The following is a 22,393-nucleotide window of genomic DNA, read 5'->3' as shown; positions in this document are numbered from 1 at the left end:
GGATAATTTTTATTGCCGTTCTTTCATACAAATGATGAAATCTAACGAGCGTTTCCGTCGATCCTTTCTTCCAATCGAGAAGGGACCGCAGCTTTTATGGGAGAAGGTATAAGGTTTGGGGAACGTAATTCTTTATGCAGTCCTGGGGACGGGTTCCCTGTTGGTTGTCCTCACTATCGTGGGTGCTTTGTATCGTTTGTTCAAAATGAAATGGACCCTGATTGACGGAGCCATGGGTTTCGCATCTTTGTTGGGTGTGTGCGTGATATTTTTGACCCTTTTGGGGATCGATCTCGGACTTCGATATGCCATTTATGAAGGGTGCTTGATCCGGCGAGCGACACCTGAATCTGCGAACTTGTTAATAGCTGGTGCCTTTTTGCCTTATAGCTTGATCGCCTTGGGTGTTTATCTCTGGCATCTAAACTCTCACGCTTATGCGCATGCGAAGGAAAAAACGGGCAAACATCTGGGCTCCTCGATCAGAGACACTTTGGCGTTCTATCGTCGAGAGCCTTTGATACTGATCACCCAGGCAACGGTTCTTTCGGCAATACATATTGCCTTAAATGCACTTATCGTTTCGTTGCTTTTGCTGCAGCCCCTTCAGGGTCTTGCATTCGGCACAACCCGGTACGACAAGTTTCACGCTTTTACGTACGCTGATGGGTGCGTTCCATATAAAAGTGAATTTCGGAAGTTTTGAGTTCTTACCTGTAACTGACGGCCAATCATTCGCGTTTAGCTAAGATTGGCCGTCATGAAAAACTTTTATCCCGCCATTTTCATCGCAGGCGCATCATCTTCAGGTGTTTGTTCCGGTCCCGCATCCTTCTTGTATTGCGGGTGGTAGTTCAGGACGAGGTCGGCGATTTTTTGAGCATCCTTGGCAGCCCGGAAAATCTCGCGCTTGTCGTTTCTCAGCTTTTCAAGCCAAGAACCAATGTAGCTGGAGTGGTTTTCGATTTCGGCTGTCAGGCCGAGTTCACTACCGATGAAGGCCGATGCCAGCTCTGCACGAAGTTCTTCCATGGCGTAGTTTTCGTCGCCGAAAGCCTTGCCAAAGGTCCTGTTCAAGCGCGATGAATGACCTGTCCAGTGACCAAGCTCATGGAGTTTCGTGGCTGCGTAGCCTTCGACCGTGTGGAAACTTTCCTTTGGCGGCATCTGGATGTGGTCCGTTGCCGGGCTGTAATAGGCCTGATTTCCGCCAACTCTGATGTCAGCGCCACTGTTACGCATGATTTCTTCCGCTGCCTCGATCACCGACCAGTCGTGACTTCGAGCAGCGGGGGCATATTCCGGAATACCCTCAATCTGGGATGCATGGAAAACGGGGAACGCCTTAAGGAGCGGGATCGTCTTCGGGTTGCCCTCTTCATCGAGTTCGTTCTTCAGTTCTACTCGACTGTAGAAATAAATCGTCTCTGACTTGGAGCCCTTGCGAACCTGCCACTTCTTCTCCGCTGCCTTGTTATAGGTGCACCAGCGAGGATCGCCGGTCTGCATGGCGAGATCGCTCGAAAGCAGGATAATGTGGTTGATGCCGGAATACGGCTGACCTGTAACGGCGTTGACCGGCCGTCCCATCATTGCAGCGCCGTTTTTATCCCAAGGATTTACCCAGGGTTTCCGGCCAGCCTCAAGCATGGCTATGATCTTGTCGGTGACCTCCTGGTACCGATCAACAGGAGGTTTATTGCTCTTTATCTTGGCCATCTTTTTTCGCTCTCACCACTTCTTCAACTTCTTCCCACGATGGCCCCAGGGATGCATCAGCTTCTTCAAGACCAAGCTCCTCGATCTCGCTGGGCTTGATGATGTTTGGGTTATCGCGGTCGACTTTCAAGTTGTTCATGATGAGAGGGTCCCGGTTAGCGAGGAAAGGCACAAGATATTTAGGCTTGTTTTACAAATCCTGATAATTTTTTCCATGATGATCTGATTATGGATGAACGCAATGGGTTTGAAGAATGTTACGCATGTTTTCGGTCTTGAAGGAAGTAGTGATGAATGATGCACCAGGTTTTGAGTCTGGCCAAAAGATGCTCGATCTTCACCCGCTTCAGCGACAACCGTTGTTTTGTTCGTTGCCTTTTCCGCGTCGATCTTGAACATAGTTTCGTTCTTTTTGGATCGGTCGTTTCAAGAACGATCCATCGCCTGATGCTCCAGCATAGGCTCGATCCGCAAGGATCGTATGCTGGGATAAGCCGTAGTGGCAGAGCCGTCCTTAGATAGGAAAACGCATCAAACAGTAATTCGGCCTTGAATCTGCAAGGTGCTCCGCGTTGGTTGGTTTCGGCAAGATGATAAAATTCCTTGATCTTGTCGAAGATAAATGCTGGGAAGTGAGTTTTAGTGTTGACACTCTAGTTCACTTCATGCTCTCCTATGTTGACAGAGAGTAAATGAGGCAATTGTTCAATTGGCTGAAGCGGTTAAGGCAGAGAAGAGAGTATTGAGAGTGCCTATTCTCGACAGGGAATTGACCGCTGTCGCGCTTGCTCTAACCCGTGAAGCGAAGAACCTCTACAACACATGCACGTTTTTCATCCGTCAGATCAACAGCGCCTACGCTTTCGATCCAGAATCCAGGAATTATCGTCTCAAGGACGACCTGCATGATCATCAACGTGATGCCATTGCCGCTCTCAATCAGGTGATTGGGTCGGTTAACGCAAAGCGTAAACTGAAGCAGAACGAGAAAACGAGGCTCGTCGCTTCACTCGAATCTGTCATGACCGTCTCTCCGCTCTATGTCGCTTTAGACGTCACCGTCCTCGACAACGTGGTTAAATCCCATGTTGATCATGAAGGGCAGATCGTCTATCGACGACTGCCCGGGGCAGCAGCACAGCAGGTGGTCCATTCCGTCATTGACATCTGGAAAGCATCGCTGTCTGCGCAACGGGACTTTGCCAAAAATCCTGGCAAATACACTGGGCGGCCAAAGTTTCCTAGTTTCCAGCCGAAGGATGGGCATTTTCCGCTGGAAATGCCCTATGCGAACATGACCCGAGGTTTGCCAAAACCGACTGTGCTGAAAGAACTTGGCGATGCTACCGTCGATCAAATGAAGCGTTTCTACGCCTACGATCTGAAAAAGGCTGCCGTCGACGCATGCGAGAAGCGCGGTTGGCTCGATGCCAAACCACAGCATATCAGAATCGTCGCAGATGGTGCAGCGAAGGTGAAGATCGAAGTTGTGGTGGCTCTGAACAGGACTTATCCGAAAGGATCGCTGCTTCACCGCATTGCAAAGGAACATCAAACCGCGTTCACAGACCTGAAGACGGTCGAAGATCGTGAAACGCTTATTCTCAATCATGTTCGAAGGGCTGACCTAAAATTGAATCTGGCTGGTGTAGATTTTGGCCAGACGAACATTGCGACAGTCGGCTTTTCGACCGGTCACCGAGCCATCGTTCATTCCGGTGAACGGCCGAACGAGATCGTGAACCGTTATCATATGAGGATGGACGAGCGTCTGGCCGCTTGCGCTACACCTCGCATGAAGGAACTGCAGCGTCTAAAGCAGGAACTGACAGACAAAGGTGAGAAGCTGGGCAAAGACCAGCGGATCGAACTGCGCAAGGAGCTGCAAAAAGGCTTTGCCGACCCGGAATACAGAAATCTGAGCGCCAGGCTAAACCGGATAAAATCCGACTTCGAGCACAAGATCAGCACCGACATTGTCGATCAATGCGTAAAACGCAAGATCGACTTGATCGTTATTGGCAAGAACAAGGGCTGGAAAAGCGACATCGACAGCGGCAGGGAGCAAAATCGCATGTTCCATGCCATTGCGCATGCCCGCCTGATCAGCCTCATCCGATATAAGGCGGAGGCCGTCGGCATCGCCGTCGTTACCACTGAAGAAAGCTATACCAGCCAGTCATCCTTCATCGACGGTGATGAACTACCGGTTCACGCCAAGCTGAAAACAAAAAAGGAAAAGTCACAGAATACCCAGACCGAAGCGGATCGTTCCGTTCCGCAGCATCGATTTTCTGGAAAGCGCAGCGCCAAGAACCGCACCTGGTTCGTTCGACACAATGTCGTGGCGGATAAGCGTTTCGCCAGGATTCATGCTGACGTTAACGGAGCATTCAACATCATCCGCAAGGTCTTCGAAAACTTCTGTCATCACACCGGGCTGACGTATAAATTCACCGTCAGGTGGATCAGCCCCAGGCGTGGCGCAGTTGTTCCGATTGCCTGCCTCTAACGAGCCGGACAATCGGAAATTCAGACCCCGTAGGGAAACCATTGGCGAACGGGGCATGATTCAGAAATGTATTGTGAAACAAGCCAGGAAACTGAAAAGTTTCTCAAGAGTAGTTTTATGATGGCGATGCCGCCTGCAAAGGTTGGTGTCATTACTCTGCAGGCGCAACCTGTCACGATTTTATCCGAACTGTCCGGCCGCAAGTCCAACGCCAGACTCGGGAACTTGTCCAAATACAACTCGACCTCGGCTCGGCAAGCCAGCTCACCAGAAATCTCTCGACCTGACCCGGACATCGTATGAGACGGGAGCCAGCGATCTCCTGGATGTCTTCTCCGCCAAACGATCCCTGTTCAGTGCCCAGACCAACGCGAAGAATCGTGTCGCCATGGCGCTCGATTACGTTTCGCTGAACAAGGCGCTCGGGGCCGGGTGGGATGGCAAGCTTGAGGTGTCCAAGCCTGTTGTCGTCGACGGCAAAATCGAACCGCGTCTCGCCAATAAGTGATAAAACTGCTCCGGTCTCAAATGGGCCGGAGCAGAACTCCTTTCTGGTGGCTTTTTCACTTTGCTTCGTTATCTTATTCTTTAAGCGGCGCGTCGCCTGGGGCAATTGAATGAAAATCTGGTACTTCTCCTGTATTCACCTCGACATCATGAGTGTGTTTTCGAAGCGTTTTCTGGTTGGTTCGCTTGAGGATTTGTCTCGTCCCGAGCCGATTAAACCGCGCGTCCACACACTGGTTTTCGATCCTGGTATCGATGCAGACGTTTGTGTTGTTGCGGGCGACTTCTTTCCGGACCTTATTCGTTCGGTAGAGGCTCTTGAGCCAATCTCGAAACGTATGCCGGTCATTCTCGTACCCGGTAACCGAGACTATTATCGAGGCCCATTTCGCCCGGATACCAAGACCAAGCTTCTCAGTGTCGCCAAGCGCCGCGCGAAGAAGATCGGAAACATCCATGTTCTGGAGAACGGCAGCGTTGTGATCGACGGCACCACGTTCATCGGGTCTACGCTCTGGACCGATTTGCGCGGTGTTACTGATCCTGCCGTGTTCGAGCCATGGAACGATTTCCGAAAGATTTTCGTCAAACCTGATCAACGGTTCACGCCAGCGCACCAGACGCGCGCATTCCTGCGTTCCAAGGCGTATATCGATGCCGAGTTGAAGAAGCCGAAGACGGGTCCGCGTGTCGTTGTCAGTCATACCATCCCGCATCCGGCCGGTGTCTCGCCTCGCTTCGCCGACAACGCCTTCGGGGTCTTTTTCAATAATGACTTCTCCAACCTCCTTGCGTCGGCGGATGCTCCAGAAGCCTGGATATTTGGCAACAATCTCGATGGTTGCGATGTCCAGGTCGGACGTACCCGTCTTCTGTCAAACCCTCATGGGCATGTCCTGAAAAACGGGCAGGCCGAGAATCCCAACTTCAACGTCAACAAGACGTTTGAGCTTGGAGCGATTGCGCAAACGCCGGAACAGCAAGGGATGCTTGGCTAATGAACCGACACACATTGGAAGATGATCTTGCAAAACATGAGGCCTTCAAGGCGCGGCTGAAGGATCGTCGCTTTGCGCTCGATGCTTATCATCTGCTGCGCAGCGCGATCATGCACGATGACGGGTCCCGCCACTTTCTGTCTCAGCGCAGCATCGGGGAAGTCATTGCGGACCTTCGCGGAGAAAACGAAGACTACACCGATTTCTATCTAAGCGACCTGGGCCTCAAAGGTGCCGACCTTGAAGCCGTCGGGAAACATGATCAGGAACTGGCGGAATTGCTCGGAGAGATCGGCTGGAGTTTGTTGACGGTCGAACAAGAAGTTTCGCTGTATCAGGCAGCGCTTCTTCGACTTGACGAGGCTGAGAAGCGAGAGGTGGGTTCGACCCCGCCGTGGTTCTCTGAACGGTTCGGCAGGGATTATTCTGCAGATCGGTATCGGCCAGGTTCTCCTTATTCGCGCCTGCAATTCCTTTCTTTTACCGGCCGCCTGGATATCGATGACGTCGAGTTCGTGTCCCGCCACATCTTTTTGTCGGAGCTTGCGTCGTCGTATGCGGTTGATTACGCGCCCTGATTTCGCGTAACTCCTGTTGAGAAATACCCCGAAGATTTTTAGATAATTCCTCGTTGACGTTCCGGAAGGCATTGTTTTTGTTGACTTGCGCCCGGATGCATAGGTCTCAATCGAAAATAATTGGCCCTTAATCCAAAGATTTCCTTCGTCCGCCCTTTAAAATTAGTTGACACCTTGCATATAAGTTGGGAGAAGCAACCAAAATCTGGTTACGACACCCAAGGAGAGATCATGTCGGAAGACGTTTTTGCAAGGCTTAAGGCGGGCAAGCAGGCACAGGCCGCTGCGGCAGAAGTTGCCAAGACCAAGAAGGTCGTGGCCGCGCAACCGGTCCAGAAGCAGGAATCCTTCGCGATTTCGGAAGCCCAGATCAAGGCAAATCCGACCTACGCGATCCTGACTGACGAAAAGCTCACCGACGAAGCCAAGTACGAGAAGCTCGTCGCTCTGAAGGTTTACAACAGCACCCTGTCGGAAGCCGAGAACGAAAAGAACCGTCAGTCGGTTAACGAATTCCTTTGGTATCTCGAAAATCAGCTGAAGTCGGCGTCTCAGAAGGGCATGGAATTCACCAACGACGAAGCGTTTTCGCTCTACGACGCGGCTGTTCGCGAGCTGTTCGGCAATATCGCGATCTTCAAGGGCTACATCCAGCCGTTCCTGAAGGCGCTCGAAGTCCTGACCAAGGCTCGTGACGCTGGCATTTCCGCCAACGAACTCATCGAAGCCGTCTCGAAGATGCGCGGCGACATCAGCCAGATGCAGGTCGACAAGGACGGCAAGACCGCAGAACTGCAAACGTTGAAAAACGAGATCGTCACGATCAATGGTGAATCCTCGCGCCTTTCGTCCCGCCTGGAATCGCTGAACTCCAACATCGAGCACTTCCGCGACCAGAAGGTTCTGGCCGAGAAGAGCTGGAATATCTTCGGCAAGGGCAAGCAGATCGCTGACGCCCAGTTCGAGATCGACCGTTATCAGAAGCAGATCGACGCGGCGCTCAGCGAAGCCAAAAACCTCAATGATCGCCTGGCCGCTACGACTGCGAATGTCGGTGCGGCCGAGGCCGCGCTCGTGGATTTCGACGCCAAGATTGCGGCAGCGCAGGCTGAGTTCGATGCCAACGAAGACAGCCAGGCCATCGCCACCCTGATCGAAATCACCGGCGACGATTTCAAGAACAAGCGCGAGGAAGTCGTGACTGCGGCCCAGACCATCGTCGAGCGCTCGGTATCCAAGATCGAAAGCTCCATCGGTCGCTTCGCGAGCGGCAAGAACGAGGCGCGTAGCCAGCTCAACGTGATCACCAACCTCGGTGACATGGTCGGCCTGCTGTCGACTGTGGACAAGAAGGTACGTGTTGTCGACGGCGACTTCATCCAGCAGCAGAAGGCTATCATCGACCGGATCAAGGAAGCCAAGGGCAAGGATGCCATCTACGATCCGGACTATGAAATCGCCATGAAGCATTTCAATGCGGCGAACGAACATATCTCGGAAGTGACGTCCACGGCTTCGCGTACGGCGACCCTGGAAGGCAAGCTGATCAACCAGTCCGGCGCGTTCAAGAGCCTTCGCGACTCTTACAGCCAGAAGGAACTCGACGCGAACAACCTGCGCACCAGCGCGGCCGTCGATATTCCGGCTCAGCTCGCCATCGTGGTCAAGTCGGTCGAAATGGCAACGGCGACCGAAAGCAACAACATGGTCAACGACGCCTTCGCCGACTTGTCCCGCACCACCCAGCAGTCGGTTACGTCGGTCTTCGACATCCTGTCGCACTCGACCGGCCACAACAACGAGCAGCTGCGCAAGACGATGGAAAGCACGTTGCAGACCATCAACATGATGAACGAGGTCGAAGCCGACCTGCGCAAGAAGACGCAGGAAAACTACGAAGTCCGCCAGAGCCTGGACGTCGCCCAGCAGGCCCTCAAGGACGTCACCAGCACGGTCGCCTCGGCTGTCGTAGACGAAGAAAACAAGGCCATGGCTGCCGCCACCGCCGAGTAATCGGCCCGGTTCTCCTTGTTTCGATAACACCTGTGGGGATCGATCCCCACAGGTGTGCCCTAATCTCAGCCACAAACTTCGGAAATTACCGTCATGCGATATTTTGACCTCGGGATGGATAAGAAGCTTATCGTTCCCTACGCTGATTACCTCAAGGCAATGAAGCCCGATTTTGCCTTCATCGGTGATACCGGCGAGATTGTCGATCTTGTTCGCTGCCTTTATCTGCCGAGCGCCAACAGCGTGAAGCTTGTCGGTTCCCGTGGTGCTGGCGTGACGGCTCTGATGGATGCGCTCGTGCATCACCAGACTTCTAGTTTCATGCCGGACGATTTCATGGTTCGTCCGATTTTCAAATTCAACGCGAACAGCCTGTTCAGCACCTCCGACTCCGGTCTGATCGAAAAGCGTTTCTATGAAGCGCTCGAAGAACTGCAGCGACATAACCGTCAGCGCAGGGTCAAGCCGATTGTGATCATCGATGACGGCACGACCTTCATCGACAACGCGCCGCAGCATGTCGTCAACGGTCTGATCGAAGCCGCAATCCGCGCTGACTATGTTGACATCATTATCGGCGTCGACAAGAAACACATCGACGAGTTTCATGAAGCCCATCCTGAATTCAAGGACAACTTCTCGCGCAAGGATATCAATGAGCCGCAGCGCGACCAGCTGCTGGAGATCGTGCGCCATCATGCCAAGAAGCACGCGGCCAAGAACGTCATCCTGACGGATGAAGTCCTGTTGCATGCTATCGACATCACGGATCGCTTCAAGAGCATGTACGATACGGCTCAGCCGAACCGCGTCATCCGGCTGATTGACAGTGCCGCGACCGCGTTCCGCATCAAAATTCACAGCAACGCTCCCGGTTCGTATGAGAAAGAACTCGTTCTCAATGACCTCGTCGCCAAGGGGCAGATGAGCGGCTTCGTTGAGAATGACGAAAATAATCCCTACGCTCGCGAGATCGCTTCTCTGCGCGACGCGCTTGAGCGAGCTTCAGTGCAATGGGATGGTCATCGAGAGCAGATCAAAGCCCACCAGGAAGATATTCGCAAGTTCGAGGCGATGATCGGATCGGCGCAGATGGAGATCGAGAAGCTCGATGAAGAGACGCGCACCAACACGTATAACGATTTGAAGGACGTCTACTTCGATACCAGCGAAGGCGATGCTCTCTTCAAGGGCCGTGCTCGCTCGGACATTCTCAATCTCGACCGTGACAGCTTGCTGAAGTTCGCACAATTCGACATGTCGGTGCACCGCAATCCTCGCGTCAAGGAGCTGAACTCCGACATTGCAAAATGGACGCAGGCGATCCAGCGCAAGCAGGAAGAACTCCTTTCTTTCAGCGACGTGATGCACCAGGACGTTGTCATGCCTCCGTCGGTTATCGACGATGAAGCAACCAAAGTGACGAAGTCTCCTGTCGGCGGTATTTCCGGCCGTCTGCGCGAAAACCTTCGCAATGGCGTCTCTCTCATGAAGGAGAGCGTTTACGGTCAGGATCACGTCATCGAACCGATTGTGAAGGCCCTCCAACGCGCCGCCGCCGGTCTCAACGATCCCGACAAGCCGCTCGGCGTCTTCATGATTGCTGGTCCTCCGGGTACGGGCAAGACCTGGACCGCGAAGCAATTGGCGGTCAAGCTCTTCGGCTCCGAAGACTACTACGAAGAATTGAACATGAACGATTACGGTGCCGAGCATAACGTGTCGTCTCTGTTCGGTGCGCCTCCCGGCTATGCCGGTCATGGGAAGAAAGGTCGCCTGATCCAGATCGGTCAGGACAAGCCTTTCTGTGTTCTTTGCTTAGATGAAATCGAGAAGGCGCATTACGATGTCCGCCAAGCTCTTCTGACGGTGATGAGTGCTGGTCGTGCGGTCGGTTTGGACGGTGAAGTTGCCGACTTCCGCAATATCATCATCATCGCGACCAGCAACTTCGGTAACGACCGTGGCATCTGGAACGGCGAGTATGAAGAAGGCGTAGTGCTCTTTAACAGCCTCATTCGCAGCAGCGGGCAGGACTTCTCGCCAGAATATCTCGACCGACACGATGCCCTGCTGTGCGCTGGCCCGCTCGACCGGGAGTCCTTGGCGAAAATCATCGTCCGCGCGGTCAAAACGCTGGAGAAGAACGCACAGCGCAACAACCCGGATTTCGACCTCGTGGTCGACGACGCCTCGATCAGCAGGTTCGTCGAAGAGCATTGCATCGGCAAAAGTGGCCGTCACGCAGGCCGCCTGATCAACCAGGTCATCGGCGATAAGCTTGTCGACATCATTCTGTCTGCCTCGAAGGTCTCCGGGTCTTTGATGGCTCACTACGACATGACGAACAAGGCGTTCGCCTTCGACTTCAAGGCCAAGGAACTCGCTGAACATGCGTGATGATCAACTCAGCGCTGCCGAACGTCTGCGTCGTGCTGTGGAGGCTGCAGAAGCCTCCCAGAACCCTGAAGACGAGGGTGAGCGTTACAAGAAGGCAAAGGGCAGGGCGCGCGCAGATCGGAAGGGTGACATCTTCGGCGAAATCTGGCGCACGGCCTACCTGCGCTACGGCTTCGTCAAGAACGCCTACGATACCATCGAGGTGATTTTCAAGTCGAAGATCATCCTTGTCCTGACGCTTGGCCTGAGTTTCGTCGCCCAGCAGTATTGGCGTTTCTGCAAATGGGCCTTCAAGAAGTATTCGGTGGACAAGGAAACCGGAGACTACGACAAGAAGCGCGGTGCCATCGCTCTGATCTTCCTGCTGCTGTTCACCTGGTTCGGCGTACCCTTTACCGCGCGTCTCAGCAGCGAAGCGGTGATGATCGAAGGGTTCTCCTACTGGACGACCGAGATTTTCTCGAAGCCCGACCTGATCGACGAGAGCCGCAACATCTGGTCTGTTTCGTCCTGCTCGCGATATCCTTGCGAAGGTGAGACGGATACCACAGAACACCGAATGACCGACAGCAGCTGGCTCGACTTCAAGTACCTGATGACCGGCCGTGTCTCGCATGACCCGGGTGAGTTGAAGGGCGCGTTCGTTTCGGAAGAAAACGCCTGCAACGTCAAGGAATACAGCTATCGTCTGAAGGTGCCCTTCAACATCAGTATTCCGGTTGTTCTGCCCCAGAACGGCTTTTACCCGCGCATCTATGTGGCGAACTGCGACTCGGTCAATGCAGATAACTGGAAGGAAGTTCTGGACCGCAAGCGCGCCGAACGGCCGGACCTGAAGAATTGATTCTCGTCAACATTGGAGTGGGTTAACGATATCCACTTTAATGTTGACACTTGTTCTGCGTGTGACTGGTAAAGTCGATCTTTATCCTCTATATGTCCTCTGAAGTTGAGAATCTTTCGACCTTTGGGCTTTTGAGGGTGGAACATGGCAGTTAGTCCTTCTGAAATCGAACTTGCTCTGGACGAACTCAAACGCAAGCCTTATTCGCCTTCTTCATTCTTCTTTGGCTTCCTCGAAGCCCACGACGCTCCCAAGGCTACGATATCCAAAATCCGAAACAGTTCGGACGCGCTGGGAGTGGAGTTCGTCTGGCCTCGAAAGATCGCGTTTCGCAGTGCCGAGAAGGGTCATGTTCTTAAAGAGTTCGAGAACGTCAGGGCAGCCAACAGCAACCGGAAGAACGCGCCCAGGTTCGTGCTTGTCTCGGATGGTGTGAACATCTCGGGCTACGACAGCGTAACAGATGAGCCGTGGCACGACTCCTTCGATAATCTGAATAGTCATTTCAACATGACGCTCCCGCTCGCCGGTCTTGAGCGGTACCGTTCGGTCGATGAAAACCCGGCGGACGTCAAAGCTGCTGGCCGGTTGGCGAAGTTCTACGATGCTATCCTCGAAGCTAACCCCGATTGGTCCGGTCTTACGCATCGTCACGAACTCAACCAGTTCATGACGAGGGTGCTCTTCTGCATGTTCGCGGAAGACACGCACATCATTCCGGAAGACATATTCACTCGGACTATGGAGCAGAACACCAAGGTTGACGGCAGCGACGTCGCCATGGTCCTGAGCAAAGTGTTTGAGGCTCTCGATCTCAAGGTGAAGGATAGGGTAGGGTTCCCGTCCTATGTCAACGACTTCCCTTATGTGAACGGTGGCCTTTTCCGGGATAAGACTGCTGTGCCTCGGTTCTCGCAGCGAGCCCGCACCATTCTTATCGAGGCTTGCAGGCTGCAGTGGGCCGAGATCAACCCGGACATTTTCGGGTCGATGATCCAGGGCGTTGTTGACGAGAAGAAGCGCAGCGAACTCGGGATGCACTATACGAGCGTCCCGAACATCATGAAGGTCATCGGGCCGCTGTTCCTCGACGACTTGAAGGCGGAGTTCGAACAGGCTGGCAACAATGTGAAGCGGCTGGAAAAGCTTCTGGCAAAGGTGGCTCGCATCCGGGTCTTCGATCCCGCCTGTGGCTCCGGCAACTTCCTGATCATTTCGTATCGAGAACTGCGGCGACTGGAGAACGCGATCTTTAAGAAGCTGCAGTCGCTTGCTTCGCAATCCATGTTGCCTATGTCGCAGGTTCGCCTCAGCCAGTTCTACGGCATCGAATACGCTGATTTCGCGGCGGAGACTGCGAAGCTTTCGCTCTGGATCGCCGAATACCAGGCAAATAAGGAATTTGAAGTCGAATTCGGCAAGGCTCCTCCGGCGCTTCCCCTCAAAGATGGTGGCAACATCGTCCGGGGTAATGCCGCTCGTGTGGACTGGTTGACAGTTTGTCCGCCAGACCCCTCAGGCACTACTTACATCGTCGGCAACCCGCCTTACCTGGGAGGTACATCTCTTGAGCCTGAGCAGAAGGAAGATATGGCTCTTCTGTTTGCTCAGCATTTGGACGTTTACAAGTACCTTGATTATGTAAGTTGCTGGTTCCTCAAGGGGGCTGACTATTGTGGTGCAACGGGTGCTCAGGCGGCATTCGTTTCCACAAATTCTATCTGTCAGGGAGAGCAGGTTGGCTTGCTCTGGCCCCTGATGTTTCAGCGAAAGATGGAAATAACGTTTGCTCATCTGTCCTTCAAGTGGAGGAACAATGCTTCCAAAAATGCAGGTGTGACGTGTGTGATCGTTGGATTCGCCGCGTCTGCTCCTCGCACGAAGCGTATATTTGAGAACGAGACCGTACGAGTAGCAGACAACATCAACCCTTATCTCCTGGATTTCGAGAACGTCATCGTCTATCCGCGCACCCGTCCTTTGACCTCCATCGTGCCCGTCACGAACGGGAGCAAACCGACCGATGATGGCAATTTGTTCTTGACGGCAGAAGAACGGAACAGGTTGGTGGCTGCCCATCCAGAGGCGGCGTCTTTTCTTCGACGCGTGTACGGGTCGAAAGAGTATATCAATGGCATCGAGCGTTGGTGTCTTTGGATACCCGACGACCGGGTGGAAGAGGCCCTTGGGATCGCGCCAATCGCGCGCCGTATTGAAGCCGTCCGGGAATTTCGTCTGGCAAGCCCAAAAATCCCGACGCAAAAGCGTGCCGAGGTCTCGCATAAGTTCGATCAGATCAGGCAGGAGGAATGTGAGCACGTTCTGATCATTCCGAGCGTCTACTCCGAAAAGCGTCAATATGTGCCGTGCGGCCTTTTAACCTCTTCGCCAGTTGTGACCAACCTTGCCTTCGCGGTTTTCGATGGGCCAATCTGGCTTTTGGGTTTGCTGCTCAGTCGACTGCACGCGGTCTGGATCAGAACAGTGTGTGGCCAACTCGAAACCCGCATCAGATATTCCAACACGCTTGGCTACAATACGTTTCCATTGATCGACCTTTCGGCCAGGCAACAGCAGCAAATCGAGGATGCGGTTTGGGAAGTCGTAGCCCAGCGCGAAGCGCATTCGGGCACCAGCATCGGAAAGCTTTACGATGTGAAGACGATGCCCGAAAGTTTACGGGCAGCTCATCAGACACTCGATGATACCGTTGAACGTATATACCGTGGCCGGGCTTATCGAGACGATACAGAAAGGGTGGAGCATTTGTTCCGTCTCTATGTGCTCCAAAGACCAGAGGTTGGTGATAGCACCACACTCGATGTCGAACTTTCGGTTGACGAAGATGCCGCAGACGAGGACATCTAACGTACGAGACTGCAGCTCAAGATGGAAAGTATGCCGAATGACCGATCTTGTAAACGTCGCATACGCCCGCACAGGTGCGAGCACTAAGAGTAACAGCATGGGAATGCGTGAGATGCAGTCTCGCGCATTCGATTTCCGGAATGCTCAGTTTTTGTTGGTTAAGGCTCCGCCCGCGTCTGGCAAGTCTCGGGCTTTGATGTTTATCGGTATCGACAAGGTCAAGCGGCAAGGGTTGAAGAAAGTCATCGTGACCGTCCCCGAGCGCTCTATAGGGGCATCATTCGGCTCTACTGAGCTGTCGCGACACGGCTTCTACAGTGACTGGGATGTCCGAAGCGACTTTAACCTCTGCAATCGGATTGGTTCCGCTGGTCAAGGCACGACAAAGAAGCTGATCGACTTTCTCGGCTCAGATCAGGAGAATCTGGTTTGCACGCACGCGACCCTTCGCAATGCCTTCGAGCAACTTGGGCCGGAAGCTTTCGAAGATATCTGCGTCGCCATCGATGAGTTTCATCATGTTGCCGTCGGTGATGACAACGTGCTTGGCGATGTGGTTCGTCGTCTGATGAATAATCGGAACACGCATATCGTTGCCATGACCGGGTCCTACTTTCGAGGGGATGGTCAGCCAATCCTGCTCCCGGAAGAGGAGGCGCGCTTCACCAAGGTCGCCTATACATATTATGAACAGCTGAATGGCTACGATTATCTCAGCACCTTGGGCATCGGATATCATTTCTATCGTGGGACATATCTTGAGGCGATCCAGGAAGTTCTCGATGTCGATAAGAAGACCATCATTCACATCCCGCATGTGAATTCGAACGAGTCGACCCGGGAAACCAAGTATGACGAAGTCGACCGTATCATTGACAAGCTAGGTGAAGTTGATCGTTTTGATCCGGCGACCGGTATCCATCATGTGACCCGGCATGACGGCCGAGGGGTTTTGAAGGTCATCAATCTCGTTGAGGAAAGAGGGCGCGATGTCGCGATGGCGACGATCCGCGATAATGTCGGGAAGCCTGACGGGCGTGATGATTTCGATATGATTATCGCGCTAAACCTGGCCAAAGAGGGGTTCGATTGGGTCTGGTGTGAACATGCCCTCACCATCGGTTACCGAGGTTCGATGACCGAAGTCATCCAGATCATTGGGAGAACGACACGTGATGCTCCCGGCAAAGCGCACGCCCAATTCACGAACCTGATCGCAGAGCCTGACGCAGCGTCGTCCAAAGTCACAGAAGCCGTGAACAACATGCTCAAGGCTATTGCCTGCTCGCTGCTGATGGAGCAGGTTCTGGCACCGGTATTCAAGTTCACATCTCGGCGGGACAGTGACGAACTGGATGGGACACCTCACACAGACGAGCAGACCGGCTCCGTGGGTAAGATCACCGTATCTGGTCTGAAAGAACCATCATCTGAGCGGGTACGGCAGATCATTGAAACGGACCTGGTCGATCTTAAGGCAACGATTCTGCAGCATCCGACGATCCTCAAGGCGGCGCTCAACCCAGATGTCTTTACCCCTGAAGTCATCAATCAGGGCCTCATTCCCAAGGTTATCGCTGAACGTTACCCCGACCTCGATGACGAAGCAGTGGAAGAGGTCCGCCAGCATTTCCTCGTAGACACTGTGGTTCGTAGCAGCGCCATGGAGGGAGGATCATCGGCGTTGGTTCGCCCGGTCGGTGATGATCTTGAAGATGATGAAGACCGGCATTCTGGAGACAATCGGTTTGTCCGCTTTGCCCGACAGTTCAACGTCTCCGACCTGTCCATTGATCTGATCGACAGCATCAATCCATTTCAGAGGGCATACGAAGTGTTGTCCAAGTCGGTGACCGCACCGGTCCTGAAGACCATCCACGATGCTCTGCGCTCCACCAAGATTGAGGTCACTGAGGCCGAGGCGGTCTTGATGTACGATGAGATCGTGGCCTATAAAAAACACCATGGAGAGTGGCCGTCAGCCGACAGTCCTAACCCGAAGGTCGCGCGTATGGGTGAGATTTATGTGTGGCTGCGTATCCGGAAGGCGCAGAACAAGGCAGCTCAGGAAGCCGTTTGATGGTCCGTCGCAGTATCGATGACATCCTCGCCAACGACGACCTCATCGAGGAAGTCGTCAAGGCTCCTCAGACGTCGAGCACTGATCGGATCGGCTCGGATTTTGAGGAAATCAACGCGTTTGTTGATCGATACGGACATGCGCCGCGCGAGTTCTCCACGCCAGGAGAGTCTCCCGTGTCGGTGGGCGAGCGTTTATTGGCAATCCGGCTTCACAGGTACCAGAACCATCCGGCGTTGCCGTCGGCTCTGTCTGGATTTGACCGGCATGGCCTACTCGCGTCGACCCCGAGAGAGCCTGAACGTGGCCGCACCATCGACGATGTCCTTGCTGATCTTGATACCATGGAAGACGATAGCTCGGACGTCGATTTGTTCGTTATCCGCAATGCTGGCCGCGCCGCGACGAAAGATGAACCCGAGTACATAGCGGAACGCAAGAAGTGCGAAGACTTCGACCGGTTCAAACCACTTCTGGATCAGTGCGCAGAGGAAATTTCGTCGAGCAAAAGGACGACTCGCCGATTCGTCAACGAGTCTGAAATTAAACAGGGCGACTTCTATATCCTGAATGGGGTCATTCTTTACGTTGCGGAGATGGATGAACTCGAAGAGACAGGCAAGACTCGCCGCAAGAACGCCAGGCTTCGGGTGATTTACGATAACGGAACCGAGGCCGCTCTTCTGTTTCGTTCTCTTGCCCGGCTGCTTTACCGCGACCCGAATGGTCGGCGCATTAGCAACCCAGAGCAGGGGCCACTGTTTTCGCCAGAATCAGCTCAGCCAGACAGGCTGACGGGCTATATTTACGTTGCCCGGGCGGAGAATCCGCCGGAAGCGCTTCGAAGTTTCGAACATCTCTACAAAGTTGGCGTAACGACTGGTCAACCGAAGGCACGCGTTGCCGGGGCAAAGGACGATCCGACCTTCCTCTTTGGCCGTGCGGTGCTGCTGAAGCACTACGCGATATACAATTCCGATCCCAGGCAGATTGAAGCAAAGTTACACGCCTTTCTCTCCGCTGTATGCCTGGACATCGAGATACAAGATCGGTTCAACAGACCTTACAAGCCGAAAGAATGGTTCTTGGTCCCGCTACCGGTCATTGACCAGATCGTTGATCGAATTGTCGACCAGACGCTGGTCAGATATCGGTATGACCGGTTGGAGCGGTGTCTGGTCGAGATTTCAGGTTGAGGGTTTTCGGGCGTCCCGCAATTTGCGTTTGTACATCCGTCTTTTGAGCTTTCGGTGCCAGGCGGGATGATTGAAATCCAACCTTACCCCTTTCCGGCAAAGCTCGCTTTCGGAGAGGGCTTCAACAACTTCGAATGATTTGCCGTTGTCGTAGGTCTTGAAGACCTTGCCGCCGGAATGAAGTACGGCTTGTCTCAAGCTCAGCTTGTTGTCGGCAACGTCCTTCTCCCGTTTGCCCGTCATCGGTATGACGAGATAGGGAATGACCTTGGCTGCCTCGCTGCGTTCGTCTTCGGCCAGAGCCTGGAAAAAATATCGCCTGGTTGCTGTGCCGATGGAAAAAATCATTGGGCCATCGTACCACATGTATTCACGGTACCCCGTCCACAGGGACGTGTCTCCAGGAGTTTCGTTCAGGAATTTTATAGGATTTTCTTTGTTCATACCAAAAGTCTGATCTGGATTTCTCCTTGCTGCAAGCGTTCGTCTGAACATTGTAAGGATTTCAAGTGTTGACATCTTGCGCAGCCGCGTCGTTTCGTGCATCGTTCCTCAACAATTGAGGTTTTGCGAAATGAGCACTGAAAAACAGACTGAAGTCTCCTGGTATGATCGCCTGAGCGCTGATTACCCCGGTTATGTGACGCGCTTCCCGGAATGCAATGAAGGGTGGGATCGGCTCCTCCGGGGCTTCTTCGAAGTTGTGATGGCGTCGGGTGTCAAGCCGGAACAGTTCGACCTGCGGCAGATCAAGGAGAAATGGGGCGAACTCGTCATCTACTATTACTTCAAGGACGAGGTCGACGAAGAGACGATTGATCGCATTCGCGCCGCCTATCATGCCGCTGAAGAGGCGAGTCGAGAAACCTGCGAGATCACCGGCAAGCCGGGCGTCCTGATCGAACGCGGAGGCTGGTATCTGGTCCGAAGCCCTGAATACATTCAACCTGGCGACAACATCGACGGACCGATCCCGGAGACGCTCAAAGAGGCTGTAGACAAGGCACTCGCAGGTTCGGGTGTCGCTGGAGAAGCCTAAGAGACCGTCTCTATGGTGCGCTATGTCGGCGCGCCATACTTCGCGATGAGGGTCTTCAGCAGGGCCTTGTCCTTGGTTTCCTGCCGGTTGGCGGCTTTTTTGTTCGCTCTCGCAAGCCTTGCCTGCTCCTTTTTATCGTTCTCAGCCTTCTCCGCATAAAGTGCGGATTCCACGGACTTCATTCTGTCGACTACCTCTTCCATCTTCGGGCCGTAGAGAGCTTTGGTCGCGGTATCCATAGATTCGTAGAGGGCCCAGTCGACGCCATCGATGAGTACGGTGATATCCCAATCGATCAGGTTCTCGCCGAGTATGTTTTCGCGAAGCAGGGGCGAGACAAATGCCACTAGTTCGTCGAGATCATCAAAGCAGCGGATGAGGTGATCATCGTCCTGCTGATCCCCGGTGTCCCGGTTGAAGTGACTTGGCCGGTAGCAGATAGCAGAATAAATGGTCGGCCGCGCGATGGCTGTGCAAGTCTTCTGACACATAAGATCAATCCTTCATCTTGAATGAGGGATTGCGGGCCAGGAACTTGCGCCAACGCCTGTCGTCCTGACGACCGTGTTCGCGGTTCTTCTGCCATTCTTCCCAGTCGATGATGATTGGTAGGTTCGGGTCTCTGACATCGAAGACGGTTAGCACGTCATCCGGGTACTTGGACTGGTAATGTGCGCGTTGATCCTCGGCATCCTGGAAACCGTCCAACTCGTGCGTCCCCAGGATCGAGTAGGCTTTTCCACTCCAGAAGAATCGAACGGAATCGGTCTTCCAGTCCATGGAGAATGAGTTCTCCACAAGCGCCTTGTAGGCATTGTCGCCCTTGCTCATGCGCAGGAGGATCGCGCCCTGGGGTACTTCGTCCGGGACGTTATGCTGCATTTCGGGGTTGATGGAGGTCATGTCCTTGTCCTTTCCTTGTTTCAGTTGGCGGCAGTTGCGGCAAGAGCAGTTTCTGCCTCTGCGACGCGCTTCTCGTAGAGGGTGAGGTCGCTTCGCGCCTTGCCCAGTTTCTGCTTTTCCTCTGAGAGCTTGGTTTCTAGCCCCCAAATGGTTGCGGCCTTGACCGGGTCGACGGCGTCGATGATGTGTTCCGGAAACTCGTAGAAGTCTTCCTGCGGGCACGAACGGACAGAATATGTGGTCTGGATATGCACCATGCCCCGACTGATATCGATGTGCGCCAGGTTGTCATGGCTGATGCCGCCGAGTTTTGCAGCGACGATGATCTCGTTCAGGCGGTCCTGGCATTCCGAGACGTCCGGGTGCTTATACGTATACAGCTCCGACGCGGCTTCTTCGATGATTTCTCTGAGGGTCTGTTCAGTCATGGCTGGTTCCTATTCTTCTTCCGGTTACGCGTTGTTTTTCAGGGCAGTTTCAGTGAGCAGGTGCATCTGGGCCCAAAGAGCATCGAGTTTTTCATCTGCCTCTTCGCCCGGGTCTCGCCCGCTTCCCCATTGCGATTGCATTTGGCTGGAAAAATTCCAGTAATCCCTATTGGCCTGGGCCAAGGTTTTCAGATGCTCCTCTGGGGACATCCTGGCGATCTCTTCTTGCGTCATGGCAAAGAATTCCTGTGGCGAGACATGCTCGCGAACGGTTCAACGATTTATGGTGCAGGGGTGGGCGGGGAGAGCGTTTGCTCTCCCCGTTTAGGCCATCAGGCCGCCTTCTTGCACTCTTCGAAATGTCGTCGTGCGACAAGCTTCAAAGCGGCGCGCAGCAGCATGTAGGCGCGGGCGTTATCCCGGCCGGTACGATGATTGGTGATGGCGGTAGAAGCCTCAGGCGTGCCGCCTTTGCGTTGCGGCTTCAGGTCACGCTGCTTCTGGGAAAGAGCTTTGTACTCGCTTTTCCAGCTTGCGATGGTCGCAAGATAAGCGTCGCGATCCATGGGACCGATATGATCGGCAACCTTGGATACCTGTTCGGCATCGTTGATGTCGCGATACTTCGCGAAAGAAATGAGGGATTCGAGGGTGGTTTTCGTCGTTTCCATAGTAATATCTCCTGTTAACCCGGTCTTCGGGTGGAAACTTCAGATCAAAGTTGAATGATTGAAGCAGGAGATCGCGGAGGACCGCGAGGGAACGACTTTTTATACGGAGGGATGCAGCACGCAGGCGCGCTTTCCCAGAAAAATACTTTAACCTCGGCCTTAGCCGTGCGGACGACCCGTATGGAAGAGCTAGTAGTTCATGATCGTGTGATCCGTTGTTTGGGTTGAACTTGCTGTGTCTTAAAGGTGGTTCATCCTTTTCCACTTTGCAAGAGCCGTTTTGCAAAAAATCTCAGACGAAAGAAATCCGGATCACTGGAACGCGGATGCAGTTGGAATGTGCGGATGATTTTCTCCGCCTGCCAGCAAGATGGTCAGAGGAATTAATGAAAACATGATGACAAATAACAGAAACGGCAATGCGAGCGCCAGGTTTTCAAGCCTGCTGCGTCGCAATGCCTTTTTCTGGAAAGAATTCGGTGGTTGGCGAAATAATGTCAACATTACATATTTCCTTTCCGTTTCGAATATTGTATGAACGGCCTTGAGAAATAAAAATCGCCGAGAGTGTCATGTCGCAGTCATTCAAACTTCTGGCCCGGGAAGAGTTCAAGGACAAGGTCTTTGCGCGTGACAATTACAAGTGCCTTGTCTGCGGCGAACCGGCTGTTGACGCGCACCATATTCTGGAGCGTGATCTTTTCGATGATGATGGCTTCTATCTTGAGAACGGAGCGAGCGTCTGCAACGCTTGCCATATCCGAGCCGAGATGACGCTGATCACTGTCGAGGAATTGCGCGCACTTGCAGGCATCAAGGTGCCCGCGCTCCCGGCTGGCATCTATTCGACGGACGTCGTCGATAAATGGGGGAACTATATTCTCCCGAACGGCACACGTATGCGTGGTCCGCTGTTTTACGATGACGGCTGTCAGAAAATTCTGGGCAAGGCCGGGCTTCTCGACAGTTTCAGCGAGCGCGTGAAATATCCTCAGACGAAACATTTGCCGATCTCGCCTGGTCGCAGTAAGGACGATGGCATCATCGCCGATCTGTCGCAGTTGGTCGGCCACGAGTGTGTGGCGAGCGAAAAGGGTGACGGCGAAAACTGGACCATGTATCGAGGCCCTGGCAACTGTCATGCTCGCAGCCTCGACGGACGTGATCACTGGACCCGCAGCTCAGCGAAGCAATTTCATGCTGGTATCGAGGGGGATATTCCGGAGGGATGGCGAGTCTCGACCGAGAACATGTTCGCCATGCACTCGATCTATTACCCGCAGACGCCGCTTCTGTGGGGGCTCAGCATCTGGAATGAGCGCAACGTGTCTCTGCCCTACGATGAGACGCTCGAATGGTTCAACTTGCTGAACATCACCCCAGCACCGCTTCTGTGGCGTGGTGTGTTCACGATGAAGATCGCAGAGGAACTGGCGGCGTCCCTTGATGTCGAAAAACAGGAGGGTTTTGTCGTTCGTCGCGTGGATGAAATTCCATACTCGATGTTTGGCAAGAGGCTTGCTAAATGGGTCCGCAGCGGCCACGTCCAGACGGACGACCATTGGATGCATGGAGAAGTGAAGAAAAATGGTATCATCTACCCCTGAAGTGGTTCGCCGAACGATTTCGGAGTTGCC

The 22,393-nt window shown here is 53.6% G+C and carries 22 protein-coding genes; 12 read left to right on the top strand and 10 right to left on the bottom strand.

Features of this window, described 5'->3' with window-relative positions; translation table 11 throughout:
* Positions 1-160 precede the first annotated feature (160 nt).
* Positions 161-706: a hypothetical protein gene (locus tag FFR93_RS05375; protein ID WP_138392346.1), complete on the top strand. Its 546-nt coding sequence runs from the start codon at positions 161-163 to the stop codon at positions 704-706.
* A 65-nt stretch (positions 707-771) separates the two neighbouring features.
* Here FFR93_RS05375 and FFR93_RS05370 read toward each other — a convergent pair whose 3' ends face one another.
* Both FFR93_RS05370 and FFR93_RS40740 read right to left on the bottom strand, forming a co-directional pair.
* On the bottom strand, positions 772-1,719 hold the full coding sequence (locus FFR93_RS05370; protein ID WP_138392345.1) for a zincin-like metallopeptidase domain-containing protein: 948 nt from the start codon (positions 1,717-1,719) through the stop codon (positions 772-774).
* Positions 1,697-1,858 carry a hypothetical protein gene (locus tag FFR93_RS40740; RefSeq protein ID WP_171049099.1) on the bottom strand — a complete coding sequence of 54 codons (162 nt, stop codon included), beginning with the start codon at positions 1,856-1,858 and terminating at the stop codon, positions 1,697-1,699. Before FFR93_RS40740 ends, FFR93_RS05370 begins: the two co-directional genes overlap by 23 nt.
* 609 nt (positions 1,859-2,467) lie before the next feature.
* On the opposite strand from FFR93_RS40740, the gene FFR93_RS05365 reads away from it, so the two are divergent.
* From FFR93_RS05365 to FFR93_RS05320, 9 genes are all read left to right on the top strand, one after another.
* Entirely contained in the window at positions 2,468-4,231 is a 1,764-nt protein-coding gene (locus FFR93_RS05365) for an IS200/IS605 family accessory protein TnpB-related protein (protein ID WP_138392344.1), read from the top strand.
* A 617-nt stretch (positions 4,232-4,848) separates the two neighbouring features.
* Positions 4,849-5,736, top strand: coding sequence for a metallophosphoesterase (locus FFR93_RS05355; RefSeq protein WP_138392343.1), 888 nt, complete (start codon positions 4,849-4,851; stop codon positions 5,734-5,736).
* Positions 5,737-5,750: 14 nt separating this feature from the next.
* Positions 5,751-6,314, top strand: a complete 564-nt coding sequence (locus tag FFR93_RS05350) for a hypothetical protein (RefSeq protein ID WP_138392342.1) — start codon at positions 5,751-5,753, stop codon at positions 6,312-6,314.
* A gap of 231 nt (positions 6,315-6,545) precedes the next feature.
* Complete coding sequence (locus FFR93_RS05345) at positions 6,546-8,327, top strand: amidohydrolase (RefSeq protein WP_138392341.1); 1,782 nt, start codon at positions 6,546-6,548, stop codon at positions 8,325-8,327.
* Between the two features lie 93 nt (positions 8,328-8,420).
* Positions 8,421-10,727 carry an AAA family ATPase gene (locus FFR93_RS05340; RefSeq protein WP_138392340.1) on the top strand — a complete coding sequence of 769 codons (2,307 nt, stop codon included), beginning with the start codon at positions 8,421-8,423 and terminating at the stop codon, positions 10,725-10,727.
* Complete coding sequence (locus FFR93_RS05335) at positions 10,720-11,571, top strand: hypothetical protein (RefSeq protein ID WP_138392339.1); 852 nt, start codon at positions 10,720-10,722, stop codon at positions 11,569-11,571. Before FFR93_RS05340 ends, FFR93_RS05335 begins: the two co-directional genes overlap by 8 nt.
* A gap of 144 nt (positions 11,572-11,715) precedes the next feature.
* Positions 11,716-14,439 carry a DNA methyltransferase gene (locus FFR93_RS05330; RefSeq protein ID WP_138392338.1) on the top strand — a complete coding sequence of 908 codons (2,724 nt, stop codon included), beginning with the start codon at positions 11,716-11,718 and terminating at the stop codon, positions 14,437-14,439.
* Between the two features lie 37 nt (positions 14,440-14,476).
* A complete protein-coding gene (locus FFR93_RS05325; protein WP_138392337.1) occupies positions 14,477-16,519 on the top strand; it encodes a DEAD/DEAH box helicase in 2,043 nt (680 codons plus the stop codon).
* Positions 16,519-17,715: a GIY-YIG nuclease family protein gene (locus tag FFR93_RS05320; protein ID WP_138392336.1), complete on the top strand. Its 1,197-nt coding sequence runs from the start codon at positions 16,519-16,521 to the stop codon at positions 17,713-17,715. Before FFR93_RS05325 ends, FFR93_RS05320 begins: the two co-directional genes overlap by 1 nt.
* Here FFR93_RS05320 and FFR93_RS05315 read toward each other — a convergent pair.
* Positions 17,707-18,261 carry a hypothetical protein gene (locus tag FFR93_RS05315; protein WP_138392335.1) on the bottom strand — a complete coding sequence of 185 codons (555 nt, stop codon included), beginning with the start codon at positions 18,259-18,261 and terminating at the stop codon, positions 17,707-17,709. The two genes, FFR93_RS05320 and FFR93_RS05315, sit on opposite strands and share 9 nt — an antisense overlap.
* 28 nt (positions 18,262-18,289) lie before the next feature.
* Between FFR93_RS05315 and FFR93_RS05310 the strand changes: the two genes are divergently transcribed.
* Positions 18,290-18,754, top strand: a complete 465-nt coding sequence (locus FFR93_RS05310; RefSeq protein ID WP_138392334.1) for a hypothetical protein — start codon at positions 18,290-18,292, stop codon at positions 18,752-18,754.
* A 20-nt stretch (positions 18,755-18,774) separates the two neighbouring features.
* On the opposite strand, the gene FFR93_RS05305 is transcribed toward FFR93_RS05310, so the two are convergent.
* The 7 genes from FFR93_RS05305 to FFR93_RS40735 form a co-directional block, all read right to left on the bottom strand.
* Positions 18,775-19,245 carry a hypothetical protein gene (locus FFR93_RS05305; RefSeq protein WP_138392333.1) on the bottom strand — a complete coding sequence of 157 codons (471 nt, stop codon included), beginning with the start codon at positions 19,243-19,245 and terminating at the stop codon, positions 18,775-18,777.
* Between the two features lie 4 nt (positions 19,246-19,249).
* Positions 19,250-19,657 (bottom strand): hypothetical protein, encoded by a 408-nt coding sequence (locus tag FFR93_RS05300; protein WP_138392332.1) that lies wholly within the window; start codon positions 19,655-19,657, stop codon positions 19,250-19,252.
* A 20-nt stretch (positions 19,658-19,677) separates the two neighbouring features.
* Entirely contained in the window at positions 19,678-20,085 is a 408-nt protein-coding gene (locus FFR93_RS05295; protein ID WP_138392331.1) for a hypothetical protein, read from the bottom strand.
* Positions 20,086-20,109: 24 nt separating this feature from the next.
* Positions 20,110-20,319 carry a hypothetical protein gene (locus tag FFR93_RS05290; RefSeq protein WP_138392330.1) on the bottom strand — a complete coding sequence of 70 codons (210 nt, stop codon included), beginning with the start codon at positions 20,317-20,319 and terminating at the stop codon, positions 20,110-20,112.
* A gap of 98 nt (positions 20,320-20,417) precedes the next feature.
* Positions 20,418-20,756, bottom strand: a complete 339-nt coding sequence (locus FFR93_RS05285) for a hypothetical protein (protein ID WP_138392329.1) — start codon at positions 20,754-20,756, stop codon at positions 20,418-20,420.
* A gap of 312 nt (positions 20,757-21,068) precedes the next feature.
* A complete protein-coding gene (locus FFR93_RS05280) occupies positions 21,069-21,260 on the bottom strand; it encodes a hypothetical protein (RefSeq protein WP_138392328.1) in 192 nt (63 codons plus the stop codon).
* Positions 21,261-21,337: 77 nt separating this feature from the next.
* Positions 21,338-21,514, bottom strand: a complete 177-nt coding sequence (locus FFR93_RS40735; protein ID WP_171049097.1) for a hypothetical protein — start codon at positions 21,512-21,514, stop codon at positions 21,338-21,340.
* A gap of 12 nt (positions 21,515-21,526) precedes the next feature.
* Between FFR93_RS40735 and FFR93_RS05275 the strand changes: the two genes are divergently transcribed.
* On the top strand, positions 21,527-22,363 hold the full coding sequence (locus tag FFR93_RS05275) for an RNA ligase family protein (RefSeq protein WP_171049096.1): 837 nt from the start codon (positions 21,527-21,529) through the stop codon (positions 22,361-22,363).
* Positions 22,364-22,393: the final 30 nt, after the last annotated feature.

The sequence above is a fragment of the Rhizobium sp. MHM7A genome, from assembly GCF_005862215.1.
Taxonomy (GTDB): Bacteria; Pseudomonadota; Alphaproteobacteria; order Rhizobiales; family Rhizobiaceae; genus Rhizobium; species Rhizobium bangladeshense.
This window is presented reverse-complemented; position numbering and strand designations above follow the sequence as displayed.